The following is an 18,348-nucleotide window of genomic DNA, read 5'->3' as shown; positions in this document are numbered from 1 at the left end:
GGATCAGGTTTCCTTGAGAACGGGATTAAAGCGCGCGTCCCACAGCGGGTGCACGTCGACCTTGCGCGGGATGAGCCCGGCGCTCGAAAAGACATCGGCAACCTGCTGCTGCGAGGCTATGGCCTTGTCATCGACCGGGCGCAGCTCGAACGAGGCGCTCTTGCGGCGGAACTGGTCGCGCACCTGCTCGACCGGAACGCCGATGCTGCCGGCAACCACTTCGGCCCAGGGGTCCTGGTTCGCAGCCGCCCAGGCATAGCCCTTGCGGACCAGCGCCAGGTAGCGCGCGATCCAGTCGTGCCGCACCGGATCCTCGATCGCATCCTTGTGCGCGGCTATGATGTAGTTGCCCGAAAGGAAGCCCAGCGCGGTCGACAGGATGCGCGCGCCGTCGTGCGCCATGGCGCGCTGGATGGGAAAGCCATAGATCGCCCAGGCATCCAGCCCGCCCTGTCCGAAGGCGGCCGCGCCGTCGGCCACCGTCATGGCGATGGGCGTGATGTCCGCCCAGGTCAGCCCCACGGATTCGAGCATGCGGATCAGGAAATACTGCGTCGTCGTCGCGCGGACATAGCCGACGCGCTTGCCCTTGAGATCGCGCAGCGAGGCGATCGTCGAACCCTTGGGCACCAGCACCGCCTGGTTGTTGACGTCCCCGTGGTACACCCCGATCTGGCGGAAGCTCTGCACCGAAGAGGCGGCGGCGAACACAGGCGGGATCTCGCTCATGCCGCCGAAGTCCACCGCGCCCGAATTGAACGCCTCGACCACCAGGTGGCCGGATTCGAACTCCGACCAGGCCAGCGGAATGTCGGGTGTGATGCCCGCCGCCTTGAACAGCAGGCGGTTGTCGCTTTCGCCCTTGCCGGTGATGGCGATGCGCAGCGCGCTCGCCTTGGCGGATTCGCGCGCGCAACCGGCCAGCAGCGCGGCGCCGACGATCGCGCCGGAGCCGGCCAGGACGGAGCGGCGGGTCAGCGCGGAACTGGATCTGGGCAGGGTCATGACCGAAAAAAGCTTTGCAGACAGAGGCAAAATTCAAACTCAAGTTTATCGGTAGACTAATCCCGCAACAATCAAGTATCGCTCGATGGTCGAATGAGCGATCCTTGTTTGGCGGACCGCGATCATGCCGCTTAGCCAAGGCCCGCTTTCCTCTCCCAGGAGCCTCTATGACCCGTACGACCGACTTGCCTGTCCTGCCGCAGTTCCTCGACCGATGGTCGCCGCGCTCGTTCGATTCGAGCGAGATTTCCGAGCAGGACCTGCTCACCCTGTTCGACGGTGCGCGCTGGGCGCCCTCGGCCTTCAACTGGCAGCCCTGGCGCTTTGTCTGGGCCCGCCGCGGCGATGCGAACTGGGCCACGCTGGTCGACCTGCTGCTGCCGTTCAACGCCGGCTGGGCCCAGAACGCCAGCGCGCTCGTCTTCCTGCTGTCGGACCGCGAGATCGTCGCGCCCGGCACCACCGAAGCCAAGCCCGCCACGACGGCCAGCTTCGATGCCGGCGCGGCGTGGGCGTTCCTGGCGCTGCAGGCGCACGAACTCGGCCTTGCCACGCATGCCATGGCCGGCTTCGATCACGAACGCGCGCCCGCCGCGCTGGGCGCCGGTGACCGCTACAAGGTGGAAGCCGCCATCGCGATCGGCCGTCGCGGCCCCGCCTCGGCCCTGCCCGAAGCGCTGCAGGCGCGCGAAGCGCCGAGCCCCCGCCGCGCGATCGACGAATTCGCGTTCGCCGGCAAGCTGCCGGGCTGACACCATCCGGCTCAACCTCCTATCGACTGCAATCCCCGGATGGCGGCTGGTCCAGCACCAGCCGCCATTCTTCGTATCCGGTCAGGCGGTCGGGCGCGCATCCGCCCGCCCCGTCATTCGCCGAAGACGGCGGTGGCAAGATAGCGGGCAAGATCGTGCACCTGGTTGCGGATATCCGGCACGGCGACCGTTTCCCAGTCGGCGCCCCGGCTGACCGGCCCCACCGCGAAGATCGTCTTGTGCGCAACCCCCGCGGCATCGCGGATGCGGAATACGGGATCGACATCCAGTCCGAGGCGATGCGGGTCCGACCGCGCCATGCCGCGTTCCACCAGACGCCGCAGCAGCCCTTCGGACGACTGCGCAATGTCGCCTTCGGGCCCGGTGCAGATGATCGCGCGATCGACGTGAAGGTGCCGCGTCGCATCCCGGCCCCGTGGCTTCCACACGGCCTCGAAGCCGCGGTCTGCCGGCGTTGCGCCAAGCAGCCGGCCGGCGAGGAACTGCAGCCGGCCACTGATCTCCATCGACGTGATCCGGGCATCGACCGCCGGTGCCAGCCGATGCCGGTGCACGTCCCACCACGGCCGCAGATGGCGGATCAGCCGTGCCTGTTCGGCCACGCTGTGGCTGCGCCAGATCGCGCGGGTATGCGGGCGCAGCTCGTCGACAGCGTTGCGCCAGCCGACCTCGCCGGCCCGCCGGCGCACGCTGGCGACAAGCGCAGAGCCCGATTGCTGCGGGCACGCCACCTGCCGCACCGGCACAATCGCCTCGTCATGGCTGCGCGGTCGCAGGCCCCGGCGCGACAGCACGTGGATCGGGCCCTTGTGCCCCTGCCGATCGAGCGACAGCGCGACGTCCACGGCGGTGAGGCCCGACCCAAGCAGCAGCACCGCCGCATCAGGATCGAGTCCCTCCAGCGCCGCAGGGTCCCACGGGTTGGCGAACACCAGCCCGGGAGCAAGCCCTGCCAGCGCCTCGGGAATGCGCGGGGTCAGGTTGCCCTGCGCCAGCACCACCGCGCGTCCGTGCAGGCGTTCGCCGTTGTCCAGCAGGACCACCTGTTCGTCCCGCTGGCCGATGATGTCCGCCGCCTCGCCCTGCTGCACGCGCAGCAGCTGCCCCGATTTCGCCATGGCATCGATCAGCAGCGAGCGCAGGTAATGGCCATAGGCAAGGCGGGGCAGGAAGCGGTGGATCTGGTCGGGCGGCGTGAACCCCATCCAGCGCAGAAAGTGCTGCGGATCGCCGGGAAACGCTCTCATGTTGCGCGCCCGCACGTTGAGCAGGTGTTCGGGCCGCGCCGTGCCGAACGCCAATCCCTTGGCCAGGTGGGCCGAATTGCGTTCGACCAGGATAACCGGCTGGCCGAGCCGGACCAGGTTGATCGCCAGCAAGGTCCCCGAAAATCCTGCCCCGATGATGATGACCGGCAAGGCCCGGTCAGGGCTCGAGGCAGCTGATATGGACATTGAAACCCCGAAAATGATGACTTGAGCCCAGTCTATTCAGCAGGTTGCCCGTGTCGATTTGATCAAACTCATACCCGCTATGAGGACGGGCAATCACCCGCGCACCGGGCGACAATCAATAAGACCTTCAGCAAAGCTCGCTCGCTGGCACCGCGTTCCCGCCGTACCTTCATCGTGAGCATCGTCATGCCCGCACCTGTGCCCCGCGCCGGCTTTGAAAGGGAAGACACGAGACCAGGCCGATCGTGCTATGGATGGACACGAGGACGCCCTCGTCCGCCGGGGTGGTCGAGACAGGAAACGCCGCAATGCCAGCCGAAGTCTCCCCCTACGATCCGCGCACGCTGGCATTCTACAACACCCGGGCGGTCGACTACGCCACCGCCCGCCCGGATCGGGTCTCGCGCGAACTTGAAGCCTTCCTGCCCCGGCTGGCGCCTGCCAGCCGCGTTCTCGAGCTTGGCTGCGGCGCGGGATACGATGCGGCGGAGCTGGAACGGCAGGGGCACAGCGTCGATGCGACCGACGGCAGCGCCGCCATGGCCGCGCTGGCAAGCAGGCGCCTGTCGCGGCCGGCGCGCGTGCTGCGGTTCGACGAGCTGGAGGCAGAAGCAGACTACGACGCCGTCATCGCCTGCGCCTCGCTGCTGCACGTGCCGCACGCCGCGCTGCCCTCGGTCCTTGCCCGCATCCACCGTGCCTTGCGCCCGGGCGGCTGGCATTTCGCCAGCTACAAGACCGAAGGCCGCCCCGGCTGGGACCGCCACGATCGTTACTACAACCGTCTCTCGCGCACCGATGCGGACCGCTTCTACGCCGGCGCCGGACCGTGGGATCTGGTCGAATTCGAGGAACGCGACGGCGAAGGCTATTTCGCAGAGCCATCGCGCTGGCTGTTCGTCACCGCGCGCAAGGGATGAGCGAAGACTTCGTCGTCATCTCGGGCTGTTCGGGGGCCGGCAAGTCAACCCTGCTCGATGAACTGGCGCGTCGCGGCAAATCGGTCGTGTCGGAACCCGGGCGCCGCGTCGTTTCCGCCGAGCTGGCCGGCGATGGCAAGGCGCTGCCCTGGATCGACCTTGCTGCCTTCGCCCGCAAGGCGATGGCCCTGGCCTTGGAAGACCGCGCAAGGGCAACGGCGCTGCCCGCTCCGGTTTTCTTCGATCGCGGGATCGTGGACGCGCTCGCCGCGCTGGACTTCGCCATGGGAACGCACGCCACATCGTCGCTTGGGCAAGCCCACCGCTATCACCGGCGCGTTTTCATGGCCCCGCCCTGGCCGGAGATCTGGCAAACCGATGCCGAACGCCGCCATGACTTTGCCGCAGCGGCGGCCGAATTTGACCGACTGGTCGCCGCCTATACCTCGCTCGGCTACACGCTCGTCATGCTTGACCGAGCGCCTGTCACAGCGCGCGCGGACCAGATCCTGGCCTGCTTCAGCTGAACAGGTACGGCCCGCGTTGCGCCGGCCTATGACTACAATCAATCTGCCGATGATCTCTTCGAATTGGCGGAGCCCGCCGCGCTCGCCCTAGAGACGCAGCCGGTGCCTCCCGCCCGGGGGGGACAAGGACGGGGGCCCTGCGCATGGAAATTCTTGCCGACTTTGCCACGTGGCTAGCCGCGACGCCGGTCGCGGCGCTGGTCACCTCGCGCGGCTGGATCGTGCCTGCCATCCAGGTCGTCCACATCATCGCGATTGCCGCGGTGGTCATCTCCGTTGCCCAGATCAACCGCAACGCCGTGCGCACCCGCGCTGGTGCCCCGGACATCTCGCTCACGCTGCGCCAGTGGCTGCCGGTCGCCTATATCGCGGTGGGCATCCTGGCCGTGTCGGGCGCGCTGCTGATCGCCAGCGAGCCCGGCCGCGCGCTGTTCCGCACGGTGTTCTGGGTCAAGATCGCGCTCATCATCGCCGCCCTTGCGCTCACCCGCGCGCATGGCGCGGCCGCCCTGCGTGCAAGGCTTGGCTGGCATCGCGTGCTCGCAGCCGGCTCGGTGCTGCTGTGGGTCGGCGTGGTCTTCGCGGGCCGCTGGATCGCCTACGCCGATGGCTGGCCCGGTGCGCCAGCCTGACGACTGCGCCGCAACCGGCCTGCATCCGCAGAACCTGCCACCTGCCCAACCTGCCATCTGCCACATCTGAAAGCCGACTTGCCATGAGCCTGCAGGACCTTGCCACCACGCTGTCCGATACCCGCCTCGCCATCGAACTTACCGACAGCACCTGGCTGTTCGGCACGATCGAGGCGGTGCACGTCCTGGCGCTGACGCTCGTCTTCGGCTCGATCGCGGTGGTCGATCTTCGGCTGCTCGGCCTGTGGCGCAAGGATGCGACGATCCCGGGGCTGCTGCACGAACTGCTGCCGATCACCTGGGGCGCCTTCGCCCTCGCCGCCGTCACCGGGATCACGATGATCTTCGCCAATCCCTTCGGCTATTTCGAGAATTTCTTCTTCAAGGCGAAGCTGGTGCTGCTGCTGCTCGCAGGGATCAACGTCCTCGTCTTCCACCGCTTCGTGCTGCCGCGCGCCACGTCCGCGCAGGCTCTTGCGCCGCGCATTTCGGGCGGCGTCTCGCTGGTGCTGTGGCTTACGATCGTGAGCTTCGGGCGCTGGATCGGCTTCACCATCTGACGCCCGGCGGACGCCCGCACGCTTTTTCACGGCATCTGCGGCCGGCGCGCCATGGCCGCCGGCCGGCGCCGCGTCACTTGGGCGGCTGCGCGCCCGGGATCGCGCCGATCGACAGCACCTTGCTGCTGCCGACCACGGTCGCCCGCTTGAACTGGCCCGAACGGCGTCCGTCGCGGATCGGATTGATCTCCACGATCACCTTGTCGCCAGCCTTCACCGACGTCCGCGACCAGCCCATGCGCGCCAGGTTCGCCGGGCTCGTCGGCAGTTCGAGCGACCACAGCCCCGGCGCATAGGCGCCGACCTGCGGCGCATCGACCCACAGGATCGCGTGCGGCGATGTCCATTGCAGGTTGCGCACCGTCGCCTCGAATTTCATCGGCTTGGACGGATCGAACATCGAGAAGCTGTGATGCGCGTCGGCCGGAACGGCGAGCGAAGTCAGCAGCATCAGAGCAAATCCGGCGCGGAGGAATGGCGAAGGCTTCATCGGTGGTGTCCTGTTGCAGGCGCGGTCGGCTGGTCGGGCGGCACGGGGGCGCCGCCAGCGTCCTTGGGGATGGGGCTGAACACCGCATTCCCCTGCGCATCGGTGTCTTCGAAGAAATCACCCTGCCGGCACGAAGCCTCGGCAAGGTCGACGCTGCGTTCGCGGTGACGGGTAAAGGTGCGCGATGCGTGCCACGGCGCGGCCAGCACCTTGGGCGCGTGCACCACGATGTCGACGCGCAGCGTATCCGGTCCGGTCAGCGCCAGCCGCTCCTCAACGTGCATGTCGCCGTTGTTGGGAAAGCCCACGCCCTGGCTCAGCGGGATGAACACCTCGGGCAGGAAGCCGACCGTGTCGACCACCAGCGCCCCGCCCTCCCAATGGCCGATCGAATGGCCGCTGAAGGTGGGATCGGGATCGGCCGGATGTGGCCGCCCGTCGGTCCAGATCCGGCGCAGGCGGTTGCCATCGAATTCGCCGAGCACGGTCACCCGCCCCGGCGTAACCAGGAATTCCACCGAATTGAGCGTCTGCGTGACGCTGCTGGGCAAACCTTCGGGCAGGCAGTTGGTGTAGATGTTCTGTGGCCGCCCTTCGGCGTCGAGCTGCTTCAGCCGGTCGACCTGCGTGGCGATCGCGGGCAGCCATTGCGGCGCTTCGGCCCCGCCCGGCCCATACTTGTCGAGCGGCCCCGGGGTCCACACCCCGGACAGGTCGGGCAGGTCGGCGATGGCTGTCCAGTCCGCCCGCGTCGGCGCGCGATTGACCACCGGCGCCTCGGCACCCGGCGCGCTCTGGCCCAGCGCCGGCACGGCCAGAAGCGCTGCCAGAACCCCAATTGCCACTCGATCGAACGTCATGCCGTTTCCCGGGGATGCCCTGTGTTGTCGCGCTTGCTTCTGGCGAGCCGCCCAATCGCGGAAAATCCAGAATTTCTCGACTGACGTTGAGCTTTACTGGTTGGACCCTGCCCGCCGCATCGGGCGGTGTCGCGCGCATGACCAAGCGCCGCCACATCGCCCTTGCCGCCGCCATCGCCAGCCTCGGCGCCGCAGCGCTCGCCGCTCCTGCCGTGCCCCACGCAGACGCCCGCGCGATCAAGGCGGGGCGGGCGCTGTTCGCCGCCAACTGCGCCAGCTGCCACGGCATCGATGGCAAGGGCGCGGCGGGGCACCACGTGCCGGACCTGACCGACGATCGCTGGCTGTTCGGCGGAGAGGATGTCGACACGTTCCTGATCCGGCCTTCGGACATCGCCACGACCATCCGCCACGGCATCCGCGCCGACGATCCGCAGACGCGCAACCTTGCCGCGATGCCCGCGCTCGGCGTCGGCCACAGCCTCGAACCCGATGAAGTGGCCGCCGTTACCGAATACGTCCTCAAGCTTGGCGGACAGCCGCACGACGAAGGCCAGATCGCGTTGGGCAAGGAAACGTTCGAGGACGAAGGCGGCTGCTACGATTGCCACACGGTGCAAGGCTGGGGCGACCCGGCGACCGGCTCGGCAGACCTCACCCGCCCGCGCACCTACCTCTACGGATCGGACCGCGCCGCCATCGCCGCCACTGTCCGCGAAGGGCGCGCCGGCGTGTCACCAACATTCGGCCGCAAGCTATCCCCACAACAGATCCACGATATTTCCGTATATGTTTTGAATCTCTCGAAGTCTCATAAATATATCTGAATTCATGATCCCTACGTGATCACATATTCGCAAATCTTGAATTTGATCAATTCATATACGCGATGATCCTAATCGTATGAACTTCATGGTGCATTGCCATAGGCACCCCTGCCACGGGCAGACGGACCGGTCTGCCCCGCACACAACGCATCGTCGATCAAATGACGATCAGGGAGAATCATGCATCTCGCTCGCTTGTCTTTTCGCGCCCGCCGGCATTGGCTGACCGGCACCGCGCTTTCGCTCGCCCTGTCGCTTGGCGCTCATGCCCGGGCCCAGACGGCCCCGGCCCAGGCCCCCGCGCCCACCGATAGCGCTGCCGCGCCGGATGCCGCCGCCGACAGCGGGGTCGGCGATATCATCGTCACCGCGCAGAAGCGCCCCGAAACGCTGCAGCGCACTCCCATCGCGGTCACCGCCATTGGCGGCGATGCGATCCAGCAGCAGCAGATTTCGACCTTCCGCGATCTGTCGGGCGGCCGCGTCCCCGGCCTGCTCGCACCCAAGCGCTCCACCGCGCAGACCACGCAGCAATACTCGATCCGCGGCATCGGCGAGATCGACACCTATCCCGAGCCGGCGGTCGCGGTCTATGTCGACGACGTCTACCTCGCGCGCACGGTCGGCTCGCTTTACGACACGCCCGATCTCGAACGCGTCGAGGTGCTGCGCGGGCCGCAGGGCACGCTCTATGGCCGCAATTCCAGCGCCGGGGCGATCCGCTTCATCACCAAGGACCCGACCGCCACACCTTCGCTCGATGCATCCGCCACGCTCGGCAGCTTCAAGAACGTCGACCTGAAAGCGCGGGTCAACGGTGCGATCCTGGCCGACGATGCCCTGAACGGGGCACTTACCGTCATCCGCCACACGCGCGATGGCTGGCAGCACAGCGTGCCGCTCGATCGCGACGTCAACGATACCGACCTGTGGGTGGTGCGCGGCAAGCTCAAGTCGCAGGTCGCCCCCGGCTTCACCCTGACGCTGGCCGGCGATGCGATGTTCGACCGCGCAACGCAGAGCTACTACACCCCGGTCAACCAGCCCGACGGCAAGCCCGGCACCGGCAACGCCACCGATCCCGATCTCACCTGGTCCGATACGCTGCCCTACAACCGCACCACGACCTATGGCGGTTCGCTGACCGCGAAGTACGAGATCGACCAGCACTTCACGCTCAAGTCGGTCACCGCCTACCGCGGGCTGCATGGGCCGATCTATTACGACAACGACGGCGTCACCGCGATCAAGGGCGACAGCCTTGCGCTGTTCTGGCAGCACCAGATCACCGAAGAGCTGAACCTCAACGGCGAATTCGACCGCTGGAATTTCGTTGCAGGGCTCTATTTCTTCAAGGAAAACTTCCACAACCACCGCCTGAGCCAGTCGGCCGGGTCGCCGCTCGACAACGTCGGCACGGTCACGCACACCAACAACTGGCTGAACACCACCAGCTGGGCCGTATTCGGGCAGGCCAACTTCAAGGCGACCGACCGCCTCACGTTCACCGTGGGCGGGCGCTGGACCACCGATCGGCGCAGGTTCCACAACATCGGCCAGACCGGACGCGGCTGGGGCTTGCACGATCCGCAGGACTGGAACTACGATCCCGACCGGTTCTTCGTGCAGTATCCCACCGGCGCATCGGCCAGCGCCACGTTCTCCAGCTTCGATGTGGAGGCCAAGCCCAAGAGCTTCGCCCGCTTCACCCCCAAGCTTGGCGCACAGATCGACTGGACCAGGGACATCTTCCAGTACGTCTCGTTCTCGCAAGGGTTCAAGAGCGGCGGGTACGACTTGCGCTCGGTCAGCCTCGTCGGGTCGAGCACGCCCTACCTGCCGCAGCTTACCACCACTTACGAAACCGGCCTCAAGACGCGCCTTTTCGGCGGCAAGGCCACCTTCAACATCTCGGCCTACTACAACGATATCAAGGATTTCCAGGTCCGCGCCACGGCCACGGCGGCGCTGGGCGTCGTCACCAACCAGCTGATCAACGCAGGCAAGGCCGCTTCGTGGGGCGCCGAGGCGGAACTTACCGTCGTTCCAGTCGACGGGCTAACGCTGACCGGCAGTGCCGCTTGGCTGCGGACGAAGTACCGCACCTTCACGGCCACGCTTCCGGCCAACGTCGCAGGACGCAAGACCCTGCTCGGGCTCGATTTCCCCTACTCGCCCGAATGGCAGTTCGGTGGATCGTTCAACTACCGCCTGCCGCTGGCACTGCCCGGCGCACTGCGCGTGGGCGCCGATGTCCAGTATGAATCGAGCCGCTACGCCGATATCTACAACACCCCGCAGCTGCGGGTCGGCGCGCAGACCTACGTCAACGGCACGATCAACTACACCGCCGCCGACCAAAGCTGGAGCATCGGCGCAAGCGTGCGCAACCTGTTCAACCTGCGGCGCGGCCAGTTCGGCGGCTACGCGCCCTCGAACGCGGGCGTCTATCCGCTCTACTATCGCGCCTACAACGAGCCGCGCACTTTCAACGTGACCGTCTCGAAGTCCTTCCACTGACCGGAAAGCCGGGGCGGCGCCGCGCGGCGTCGCCCTTTTTCCGTTACAGGCTGGTGCCGACCAGCCGGCCGATCCCCGCGGTCAGCCCCATCGCCAGCGCGCCCCAGAACACCACGCGGACCACGGGCTTTAGCGCCCTTGCCCCGCCGGCCCGCGCGCCGACCGCGCCGAGCAGCGCCAGGAACAGGATCGAGCCGACCGCCTCGCCCGCCACCACCCGGTTCATCGGCAGCACGGCGGCAAGCAGCAGCGGCAGCGCCGCGCCCGACGTGAACGTCGCGGCAGAAGTCAGCGCCGCCACCACCGGCCGCGCCGCCGTCACTTCGGTGATGTGCAGTTCGTCGCGGGCATGCGCGCCCAGCGCGTCGTGGTCCATCATCTGGCGCGCCACGGTCTGCGCCGTTGCCGCATCCACCCCGCGCGCCACGTAGATCCCGGCGAGTTCGGCAACCTCGGCCTCGCGGTTGCTGGCAATTTCCGAAGCCTCGCGCGCCAGGTCCGATTGCTCGGTGTCCGATTGCGAGCTGACCGAGACGTATTCGCCCGCCGCCATCGACATCGCGCCCGCCACCAGCCCCGCCGCGCCTGCCACCAGCAGCGCCGGCCGGTCCGCGCCCGATGCCGCGACGCCCAGCACCAGGCTGGCGGTCGATACGATCCCGTCGTTGGCGCCCAGCACCGCGGCGCGAAGCCAGCCGATGCGCGATACGAGATGATGTTCGCGGTGTGCTCTCATGCGATTCACTCCAGGCCGGCGGGTGCAGGCGTTTCGGCAACGATCAGGTCTTCTAGAAAGCTTCCCAGCAGCGCCGCGTGCGAGCCCACGCCCGCCTTGGCATAGACGCGGGCCAGCTGCGCGCGCACCGTGCCCGCCGCCGCGCCACGCAGCCGCGCGATCTCGGCAATGTCGCAACCTTTCAGCGCGAACAGCGCGACGTCGGCCTCGGCGGGGGTCAGCTTCCACTGCGCGAACCGCAGCCGCACCAGTTCGGCCGCCGCGCCCCGCGCCATCGCCACCGCCGCTTCGTCGGCGCGGGTTGCCAACACCAGCGCGCGGATCTGCAGCGCGCCGCCGAAGACAGCGACCACCAGTGCGACCACCGCCGCGCCCTCGATCGCCAGATGCGGGCCCATCCCGTCAGCGATCACGTCGCCGACAAGATCGAGCACGAAGAACAGCGCCGCGATGGCCTGCAGCACCACCACAACGGCCAGCAGCGCGGCGCGGCGTTGCAGCGTGGCGTGGTGGTGCTTCATGGCCACGGCTTAGCCGCGACCGGGCAGCATCGCCAGCACCACATCGCGCCCGCTCCGCCGCGTTTCGAAGACGACGCCCGCGATATGCAGCACGATCAGCAGGTAGAGCAGGTTCACCGCCGCCTCGTGCACTTCGCCAAGTCCGCCTTGCTCTTCGCCTTCGCGGTCCTCCCTGCCATCCTTCTCGCCCTCCTCCTCGCGCTCGCCACCAACTTGCGCGGTCGCGACGGCCGGCTCGTGCCGTTCGGCCCGCACCGCGCCCGGCAAGCCCGCCGTGGCGATGCCCGATGCGATCACCACGCCCAGGCAGCTCCAGATCGCATAGACCATCAGCGCGCCCAGCGGATTGTGCGAAGTGTGCCGCGTGTGCCCGCCCGCCCGTATCTCGCGGACATGGGCCAGCGCCCGGGCCGGGTTGGGCGGAAAGGCGCTGAACCGCGCCTCGGCCGGGCCCACGAAACCCCACAGCAGCCGCAACGCCAGCACCGCGGCAAGGGCATAGCCGATCCACACGTGGGTTGCCGAACCTTCCTCGGTCAGCAGGGCATTGGCCAGCACCGCGCCCACCACCGCCCAGTGGGTCACTTTCACCACCGGGTCCCAGCGCCGGCGCGCCGGTGGCATCGTTTGATCGTCATCGTGCATCGCCGTCTCCTTGCTTCGGGCAAGGTTGTGCAATGCGTGCCACGTCCACCGCCATCCATTGGCACTGCGCTTATTGCGGCGGGGATAAGCGCCTGCTTATCGCGGCAGGTCCCTTTCCGGTCGCTCTTGACGCCGCTTCGCTTCGTCCGGTTTCGTCACGTGCCGTGCGGATAATTTGTGCAAAATTAACGAAGTTTGGTGCATCTCTAGGTAATTCTACCAAGCCGCAGATCCGGATCTTTACCATGCCCGCCGCACAGCTTTTCGACGAACCCGGACGCCTCGCCGCGCTCCACCGCCTGTCTGTGCTCGACACCGCGCCCGAACAGCCGTTCGACCGGGTGGTCAGCCTTGTGCGCAACGTGCTCGACGTGCCGATGGTATCGATCTCGCTGGTCGACCGCGATCGCCAGTGGTTCAAGGCAAGCCTGGGCCTGCCCAATCGCGAAGGGCCGCGCCAGGGCTCGTTCTGCACCGTCGCCATCGCCAACGACGGGCCGCTGGTCGTCGCCAACGCCACCGAGGACCACCGCTTCGCCGCCAGCCCGCTGGTCACCGACGAGCCGCACATCCGCAGCTATGCTGGCGTGCCGCTGCAGATGCCCGATGGCTACAACGTCGGCACGCTGTGCGTGATCGACCAGCGCCCGCGCGATTTCAGCGCGCGCGACATCGCCATGCTGGGCGATTTCGCGCGCATCGTCGTCAACGAACTCGAACTGCGCCAGATCGCCGCACGCGATCTGCTGACCGGCGCCCTGTCGCGGCGCGGCTTCCTAGACTGCGTGGAGCGAGAGCTCGACAACGCACGCGCCCACAGCACCCCCGGCCACAGTCCCAATGCCTGCCTGATCGCGCTCGATGTCGATCACTTCAAGCGCATCAACGATGGCCACGGCCACCCGGCGGGCGACCGCGTGCTCGAAACGCTGGCCGCGCGGATCACGCGCGAACTGCGCGAAACCGATTGCTTCGGTCGCCTGGGCGGCGAAGAGTTCGCCGTCCTGCTTCCCGGCCTTTCGCAAGACACCGGCCTTGCCATCGCCGAACGCATTCGCGCCGCGCTCGAACGCGAACCGATCGTGGTGGACGGCATCGCAACGCCGCTGCCCGTGACGGCAAGCTTCGGGGTTTCCGCCACGCCGCTCGCCTTCCGCGATGCGCCCGGCTGGCTCGCCGCTGCCGACGCCGCGCTCTACGAAGCAAAGCGTTCGGGCCGTAACCGCTGCTGCCTTGCCCGGCAGCGCAGCGCCGCCTGATCGCCTGCTCCTGACGCACGAAGGCCGGAACGCACCCGCGTGCGCCCCGGCCTCGTACCTCAAAGCCCTGGCAGGCTTACTTGCCCTGCCAGTTCGGCTTGCGCTTCTCGGCGAAAGCGGCCGCGCCTTCGCGCGCATCGCTCGAAGAGAACACCGGCGCGATGTATTCCTGCTGCTTCTTCCACATCTCCGCTTCGGTCCATTCGTGCGAATCGCGGATGATGCCCTTCGAAGCGATCAGCGCCAGCGGGCCGTTCTCGGCAACGCGGGCCGCCAGAGCCTTGGCCGCCTCGATCGCGGGGCCTTCGGTCAGCTGGTTGATGAAGCCCAGGTCATAGGCGCGCTTGGCGTCGATGAAGTCGCCGGTCAGCGCCAGTTCCATCGCGATGCGCGGCGGGATCTGGCGCGGCAGCTTGATCAGGCCACCGGCGGCGGCGGCAAGGCCGCGCTTGGCTTCGGGGATGCCGAACTTGGCCTTGTCGTTGGCCACGATCAGGTCGCAGGCGAGCGCCAGCTCCATGCCGCCGGCCAGCGCATAGCCGTCGATCGCCGCGATGATCGGCTTCTTGGGCGTCCATTCCGAAAGGCCGCCGAACCCGCGTCCCTTGATCGAGGGCGATTCGCCGCGCAGGAAGCCCTTGAGATCCATGCCCGAACAGAACGTGCCACCCGCGCCGGTCAGGATCGCGCAGCGCAGGTCGGTTTCGGCGTCGAGCCGGTCCATCGCGGCGGCGATGCCCTCGGCCGCGGCCTTGGTCATGGCGTTCTTGGCTTCGGGGCGGTTGATGGTGACGACAAGGACATTGCCGTCGACTTCGGTCAGGACTTCTTCGCTCATCCTTCAGGGTTCCCTCTGGTTCGTGGCTCGCGGCATTTAACCGCTTACTTAAATCCTTGGCCCGGATCGCCTGCCCTGTCCAGCCCTTCCGCCGCGCGCAGCGCCGCGCGTCCTTGCAAAGCGCGCGGTTCCGCCCGTCTTGCACGCCCCGCAACCTCTGCTAAGGGAGTGCGCAAACCTCCCCGGAAACAGACAGGACGGACATGGCGAAGATCAAGGTGAAGAACCCGGTCGTCGAACTCGACGGCGACGAAATGACCCGGATCATCTGGCAGTGGATTCGCGAACGCCTGATCCTGCCGTATCTCGACATCGATCTGAAGTACTACGACCTCTCGGTCGAAAAGCGTGACGAGACGGGCGACCAGATCACCATCGATTCCGCCAACGCGATCAAGCAGTACGGCGTCGGCGTGAAGTGCGCCACGATCACGCCCGACGAAGCCCGCGTCGAGGAATTCAGCCTCAAGAAGATGTGGAAGTCGCCCAACGGCACGATCCGCAACATCCTGGGCGGCGTCGTTTTCCGCGAGCCGATCGTGATCCAGAACGTGCCGCGCCTGGTGCCGGGCTGGACCGACCCGATCGTCGTCGGCCGCCACGCCTTTGGTGATCAGTACAAGGCCACCGACACCCTGATCCCGGGCCCGGGCAAGCTGCGCCTCGTCTGGGACGGCGAAAATGGCGAGAAGATCGATCTCGACGTGTTCGATTTCCCGAGCGCCGGCGTCGCCATGGCGATGTACAACCTCGACGATTCGATCCGCGATTTCGCCCGCGCCTCGTTCAACTACGGCCTCAATCTCGGCTGGCCGGTGTACCTGTCGACCAAGAACACCATCCTCAAGGCCTATGACGGCCGCTTCAAGGATCTGTTCGCCGAAGTGTTCGAAACCGAAGGCTTCAAGGAAAAGTTCGCCGCCACCGGCATCGTCTACGAACACCGCCTGATCGACGACATGGTCGCCTCGGCGCTCAAGTGGTCGGGCAAGTTCGTCTGGGCGTGCAAGAACTACGACGGCGACGTGCAGTCGGACACCGTGGCGCAAGGGTTCGGCTCGCTCGGCCTGATGACCTCGGTGCTGATGACGCCGGATGGCAAGACCGTGGAAGCCGAAGCCGCCCACGGCACCGTCACCCGCCACTACCGCCAGCACCAGCAGGGCAAGCAGACCTCGACCAACCCGATCGCGTCGATCTTCGCCTGGACGCGCGGCCTGATCTATCGCGGCAAGTTCGACGAGACCCCCGAAGTGGTCAAGTTCGCCGAAACGCTTGAGCGCGTCTGCATCCAGACCGTCGAAAGCGGCAAGATGACCAAGGACCTCGCCATCCTGATCGGCCCCGACCAGCCGTGGATGACCACCGAGCAGTTCTTCGAGGCGATCGTGCAGAACCTCGAAGCCGAAATGGCCAGCTGGGCCTGAAGCCCCGCCGCCAAGGCCGAATGATAAAGGCCCCGGAGCGATCCGGGGCCTTTTTTTATCTCGGGTCCAGATCGGTCACGATCAGGCGCGTCAGCGCAAGCAACGACCTTGCATTCAGTAAAGAGCAGTCGCACCGATCCTTTCCGATTTGGCTGGGCAACCGAAGATCGCAGCATTTTGGTCTTTCTTTCCCCAACCCGGCCCTCAATCTGCGCCTCGCCAATATTGTGGACCGGCGAGATATTTGCCAACGTTCGCGTCGAACATGCGGTCCAGGGGGAATGACTTGCGCGGTCTGGCTTTTGCTTTTGTTGCCTCCATGGTTGTTGTCAGTCCGGCAGTCGCGGAAGACCGGCAGGTCAAGGAAGGCCCCGTGCCATCATGGGTCACGCAATCCGACCTGATGCCCGCACCCGAAAAGGCCAGCGGTGCTGCCGTCTTCCGGCGGCAGGATATCCTTGTCCATCTCGATGCTCAGGGGCAGCAGCAATACGTCGGATACCGGCTCAAGCTGTTGCAGCCTGGTGCGCTTGATGCGGGCAATATCTCTATATCCTGGAATCCCGCGGCTGGGTCGCCGATCGTTCACAGCATAAAGGTGTTCAGGGCCGACCAGGCCATCGATGTCATGAAATCGACCTCGTTCGAGATACTGCGGCGCGAAGATCAGCTCGAAGCGGCCAAGCTCGACGGGATGCTGACGGCGGTCTTGCGCGTCCCGGACTTGCGGGTCGGCGATGAACTGGAAGTCAGCTACACAGTCCGGGTAAGTGACCCCACGCTGGGCAACGATGATGCTGGTCTGCTCCTGCTCGGGCCAAGCCCCCTTCCGGGGCGGTATCGTCTGAAAGTGAGTTGGGACGACGGGCGAAAGCCCAATCTCAAGTTGACCCCGGACCTGGCCGCCGCCACCCGAAGCAGCGATCACGCCGTCGAAGTCACGTACGACAACCCGCCCATCTTGACGCCACCCAAGGACGCGCCGTCGCGTTACCAGTGGCAACGAATGATCGAATACAGCAGCTTCTCGGAATGGGCGGGCGTTTCTCGCCGCATTGCGCCGCTTTTTGCCAAAGCGGCTGCCCTGCCGCCCCGATCGCCGCTCCAGCAGGAAGCGAGCAGGATTGCCGCCGCAAACCCGACTGCATTCGAACGCGCAAGCGCCGCGCTGAAACTGGTGCAACAGGATATCCGCTACATCTACGTCGGACTTGATCGGGGAAACCTGACCCCTGCCACGGCAGACGAAACCTGGCAGCGCCGGTATGGGGATTGCAAGGCCAAGACGGCGCTCCTTCTGGCGCTGCTGAACACGATGGGGATCGAGGCGCAGCCGGTCCTTGTCAACAATGGCGGGGCGGACGATGGCCTGGACCAGCATCTGCCAAGCCCGCGGCTATTCGACCATGTGCTCGTGCGCGCTCGCATCGATGGCACCTGGTATTGGCTGGATGGCACCATGCCGTCCGTGGTCGCGCCTGGAAAGGAGCCCACCTTGCCTTATCGCTGGTTTCTGCCGCTCGATGAAAGTGGCAGCGCCCTCCAGCCCCTGGCTTGGCATCCGGAAGACAGGCCGGACGAAATCAACCTGATGGACATCGACGCCCGTTCCGGATTTGACCAGAACGCCAGCGTGGTCAGCACGACGATTGTCAGAGGCATCGATGGCCTGAAGCAGCAAGTCCAGTTTTCCACCGTAACGGCGGACCAGCTGTTCAACGCTTTTCGCCAGAACCTAGTCGGGGGGAACTGGCAGGCGATCGATGATGTAAAATGGCACTATGATGAAAAGGCGCAAGCCAGCGTTCTGACGATTACCGGCAAGATGAAACTCGATTGGGAAGACGACGGCAGCGGCGCCCGATCGCTGGCTTTGCCGGGCGGCGGTTTCAGTCCGCCCGAGCGGCGCGGCCGCCCTTCCGACCAGGATCAGGATGCGCCCTATTCCATCAAGCCCAGCTACAATTGCTACGTCACGACAGTCCATCTGCCTTCCACGACGCGGTCCAGGCAATGGGCATCGAAGCCGAGTTACGACACGCACATCTTTGGCCGCAATTTCTACCGGGTGTTCGGCCTCAAGGACGGCGCAATTCGCATGATCCGTGGTTCCCGTACCGAACGCAATGAAATTGACGCCGCCACGGCCAAGGCGGACAACAACCGCATCGCAGCCTTCGACAACAGCATGGGTTACATTTTCTACGACCCGGCTGGCCAGTCCAATCCGATTGCGACCAACACGAATGTGCCAGCGGTCAATGACATCGATTGGACACGCGACGACGTGCCATGCGTGGCTGCGTCATCGCGCGCTGTCGTCGCAAAGTAATCACGGACCATAGCGAGCGGAA

Annotated in this window: 18 protein-coding genes; 10 read left to right on the top strand and 8 right to left on the bottom strand. The window is 66.4% G+C overall.

The features are described 5' to 3' along the window. Positions 1–3: 3 nt before the first annotated feature. Positions 4–1,005 (bottom strand): ABC transporter substrate-binding protein, encoded by a 1,002-nt coding sequence (locus AACH40_RS05155; RefSeq protein ID WP_338644470.1) that lies wholly within the window; start codon positions 1,003–1,005, stop codon positions 4–6. A gap of 167 nt (positions 1,006–1,172) precedes the next feature. Here AACH40_RS05155 and AACH40_RS05150 point away from each other — a divergent pair, with 167 nt between their 5' ends. Continuing rightward, the gene (locus tag AACH40_RS05150) at positions 1,173–1,757 is read left to right on the top strand and encodes a nitroreductase family protein (protein ID WP_338644468.1); all 585 of its coding nucleotides are present in this window, start codon (positions 1,173–1,175) and stop codon (positions 1,755–1,757) included. Between the two features lie 113 nt (positions 1,758–1,870). Here the strand turns inward: AACH40_RS05150 and AACH40_RS05145 are convergent, their stop codons facing one another. Then, entirely contained in the window at positions 1,871–3,232 is a 1,362-nt protein-coding gene (locus AACH40_RS05145; protein ID WP_338644466.1) for an FAD/NAD(P)-binding protein, read from the bottom strand. Positions 3,233–3,540: 308 nt separating this feature from the next. Here AACH40_RS05145 and AACH40_RS05140 point away from each other — a divergent pair, with 308 nt between their 5' ends. The 4 genes from AACH40_RS05140 (at position 3,541) to AACH40_RS05125 (ending at position 5,871) form a co-directional block, all read left to right on the top strand. After that, positions 3,541–4,152, top strand: a complete 612-nt coding sequence (locus AACH40_RS05140; protein ID WP_338644465.1) for a class I SAM-dependent methyltransferase — start codon at positions 3,541–3,543, stop codon at positions 4,150–4,152. Continuing rightward, positions 4,149–4,679 (top strand): AAA family ATPase, encoded by a 531-nt coding sequence (locus AACH40_RS05135; protein ID WP_338644464.1) that lies wholly within the window; start codon positions 4,149–4,151, stop codon positions 4,677–4,679. The genes AACH40_RS05140 and AACH40_RS05135 overlap by 4 nt, the downstream gene beginning before the upstream one ends. A 143-nt stretch (positions 4,680–4,822) precedes the next feature. Further along, positions 4,823–5,311: a hypothetical protein gene (locus AACH40_RS05130; RefSeq protein ID WP_169492593.1), complete on the top strand. Its 489-nt coding sequence runs from the start codon at positions 4,823–4,825 to the stop codon at positions 5,309–5,311. Positions 5,312–5,394: 83 nt separating this feature from the next. Further along, a complete protein-coding gene (locus tag AACH40_RS05125; protein WP_338644463.1) occupies positions 5,395–5,871 on the top strand; it encodes a DUF6644 family protein in 477 nt (158 codons plus the stop codon). Between the two features lie 73 nt (positions 5,872–5,944). On the opposite strand, the gene AACH40_RS05120 is transcribed toward AACH40_RS05125, so the two are convergent. Together AACH40_RS05120 and AACH40_RS05115 are read right to left on the bottom strand one after the other, a co-directional pair. Then, complete coding sequence (locus tag AACH40_RS05120; protein ID WP_338644462.1) at positions 5,945–6,361, bottom strand: DUF6152 family protein; 417 nt, start codon at positions 6,359–6,361, stop codon at positions 5,945–5,947. Next, complete coding sequence (locus tag AACH40_RS05115) at positions 6,358–7,221, bottom strand: hypothetical protein (protein ID WP_338644461.1); 864 nt, start codon at positions 7,219–7,221, stop codon at positions 6,358–6,360. Before AACH40_RS05115 ends, AACH40_RS05120 begins: the two co-directional genes overlap by 4 nt. A 137-nt stretch (positions 7,222–7,358) precedes the next feature. On the opposite strand from AACH40_RS05115, the gene AACH40_RS05110 reads away from it, so the two are divergent. Beyond that, positions 7,359–8,048 (top strand): c-type cytochrome, encoded by a 690-nt coding sequence (locus AACH40_RS05110; RefSeq protein ID WP_338644460.1) that lies wholly within the window; start codon positions 7,359–7,361, stop codon positions 8,046–8,048. Positions 8,049–8,228: 180 nt separating this feature from the next. After that, complete coding sequence (locus tag AACH40_RS05105) at positions 8,229–10,568, top strand: TonB-dependent receptor (protein WP_338644459.1); 2,340 nt, start codon at positions 8,229–8,231, stop codon at positions 10,566–10,568. A 43-nt stretch (positions 10,569–10,611) separates the two neighbouring features. Here AACH40_RS05105 and AACH40_RS05100 read toward each other — a convergent pair whose 3' ends face one another. The 3 genes from AACH40_RS05100 to AACH40_RS05090 are packed head-to-tail and all read right to left on the bottom strand — an operon-like array spanning position 10,612 to position 12,470. Next, positions 10,612–11,304, bottom strand: coding sequence for a VIT family protein (locus tag AACH40_RS05100; RefSeq protein ID WP_338644458.1), 693 nt, complete (start codon positions 11,302–11,304; stop codon positions 10,612–10,614). 5 nt (positions 11,305–11,309) lie between these two features. Beyond that, complete coding sequence (locus AACH40_RS05095) at positions 11,310–11,825, bottom strand: hypothetical protein (RefSeq protein WP_338644457.1); 516 nt, start codon at positions 11,823–11,825, stop codon at positions 11,310–11,312. Positions 11,826–11,834: 9 nt separating this feature from the next. Next, entirely contained in the window at positions 11,835–12,470 is a 636-nt protein-coding gene (locus tag AACH40_RS05090; RefSeq protein ID WP_338644456.1) for a cytochrome b/b6 domain-containing protein, read from the bottom strand. 245 nt (positions 12,471–12,715) lie between these two features. Between AACH40_RS05090 and AACH40_RS05085 the strand changes: the two genes are divergently transcribed. Further along, positions 12,716–13,729, top strand: a complete 1,014-nt coding sequence (locus AACH40_RS05085) for a sensor domain-containing diguanylate cyclase (protein WP_338644455.1) — start codon at positions 12,716–12,718, stop codon at positions 13,727–13,729. A 76-nt stretch (positions 13,730–13,805) separates the two neighbouring features. Here the strand turns inward: AACH40_RS05085 and AACH40_RS05080 are convergent, their stop codons facing one another. After that, entirely contained in the window at positions 13,806–14,567 is a 762-nt protein-coding gene (locus tag AACH40_RS05080; RefSeq protein ID WP_169492583.1) for a crotonase/enoyl-CoA hydratase family protein, read from the bottom strand. 203 nt (positions 14,568–14,770) lie between these two features. Between AACH40_RS05080 and AACH40_RS05075 the strand changes: the two genes are divergently transcribed. Further along, entirely contained in the window at positions 14,771–15,994 is a 1,224-nt protein-coding gene (locus AACH40_RS05075; RefSeq protein WP_338644454.1) for an NADP-dependent isocitrate dehydrogenase, read from the top strand. A gap of 286 nt (positions 15,995–16,280) precedes the next feature. Next, positions 16,281–18,326 (top strand): DUF3857 domain-containing transglutaminase family protein, encoded by a 2,046-nt coding sequence (locus AACH40_RS05070; RefSeq protein WP_338644453.1) that lies wholly within the window; start codon positions 16,281–16,283, stop codon positions 18,324–18,326. The last annotated feature ends 22 nt before the right edge of the window (positions 18,327–18,348 follow it).

The organism is Novosphingobium olei, assembly GCF_037076535.1.
Lineage (GTDB): Bacteria > Pseudomonadota > Alphaproteobacteria > Sphingomonadales > Sphingomonadaceae > Novosphingobium > Novosphingobium olei.
This window is presented reverse-complemented; position numbering and strand designations above follow the sequence as displayed.

Bases quoted from the DNA above. Each gene is read 5' to 3' on its own strand.
- AACH40_RS05140 (WP_338644465.1), top strand. From the start codon at position 3,541: ATGCCAGCCGAAGTCTCCCCCTACGATCCGCGCACGCTGGCATTCTAC.
- AACH40_RS05155 (WP_338644470.1), bottom strand. From the start codon at position 1,005: ATGACCCTGCCCAGATCCAGTTCCGCGCTGACCCGCCGCTCCGTCCTG.
- AACH40_RS05150 (WP_338644468.1), top strand. From the start codon at position 1,173: ATGACCCGTACGACCGACTTGCCTGTCCTGCCGCAGTTCCTCGACCGA.
- AACH40_RS05115 (WP_338644461.1), bottom strand. From the start codon at position 7,221: ATGACGTTCGATCGAGTGGCAATTGGGGTTCTGGCAGCGCTTCTGGCC.
- AACH40_RS05125 (WP_338644463.1), top strand. From the start codon at position 5,395: ATGAGCCTGCAGGACCTTGCCACCACGCTGTCCGATACCCGCCTCGCC.
- AACH40_RS05100 (WP_338644458.1), bottom strand. From the start codon at position 11,304: ATGAGAGCACACCGCGAACATCATCTCGTATCGCGCATCGGCTGGCTT.
- AACH40_RS05135 (WP_338644464.1), top strand. From the start codon at position 4,149: ATGAGCGAAGACTTCGTCGTCATCTCGGGCTGTTCGGGGGCCGGCAAG.
- AACH40_RS05110 (WP_338644460.1), top strand. From the start codon at position 7,359: ATGACCAAGCGCCGCCACATCGCCCTTGCCGCCGCCATCGCCAGCCTC.
- AACH40_RS05145 (WP_338644466.1), bottom strand. From the start codon at position 3,232: ATGTCCATATCAGCTGCCTCGAGCCCTGACCGGGCCTTGCCGGTCATC.
- AACH40_RS05090 (WP_338644456.1), bottom strand. From the start codon at position 12,470: ATGCACGATGACGATCAAACGATGCCACCGGCGCGCCGGCGCTGGGAC.
- AACH40_RS05085 (WP_338644455.1), top strand. From the start codon at position 12,716: ATGCCCGCCGCACAGCTTTTCGACGAACCCGGACGCCTCGCCGCGCTC.
- AACH40_RS05080 (WP_169492583.1), bottom strand. From the start codon at position 14,567: ATGAGCGAAGAAGTCCTGACCGAAGTCGACGGCAATGTCCTTGTCGTC.
- AACH40_RS05095 (WP_338644457.1), bottom strand. From the start codon at position 11,825: ATGAAGCACCACCACGCCACGCTGCAACGCCGCGCCGCGCTGCTGGCC.
- AACH40_RS05075 (WP_338644454.1), top strand. From the start codon at position 14,771: ATGGCGAAGATCAAGGTGAAGAACCCGGTCGTCGAACTCGACGGCGAC.
- AACH40_RS05120 (WP_338644462.1), bottom strand. From the start codon at position 6,361: ATGAAGCCTTCGCCATTCCTCCGCGCCGGATTTGCTCTGATGCTGCTG.
- AACH40_RS05130 (WP_169492593.1), top strand. From the start codon at position 4,823: ATGGAAATTCTTGCCGACTTTGCCACGTGGCTAGCCGCGACGCCGGTC.
- AACH40_RS05105 (WP_338644459.1), top strand. From the start codon at position 8,229: ATGCATCTCGCTCGCTTGTCTTTTCGCGCCCGCCGGCATTGGCTGACC.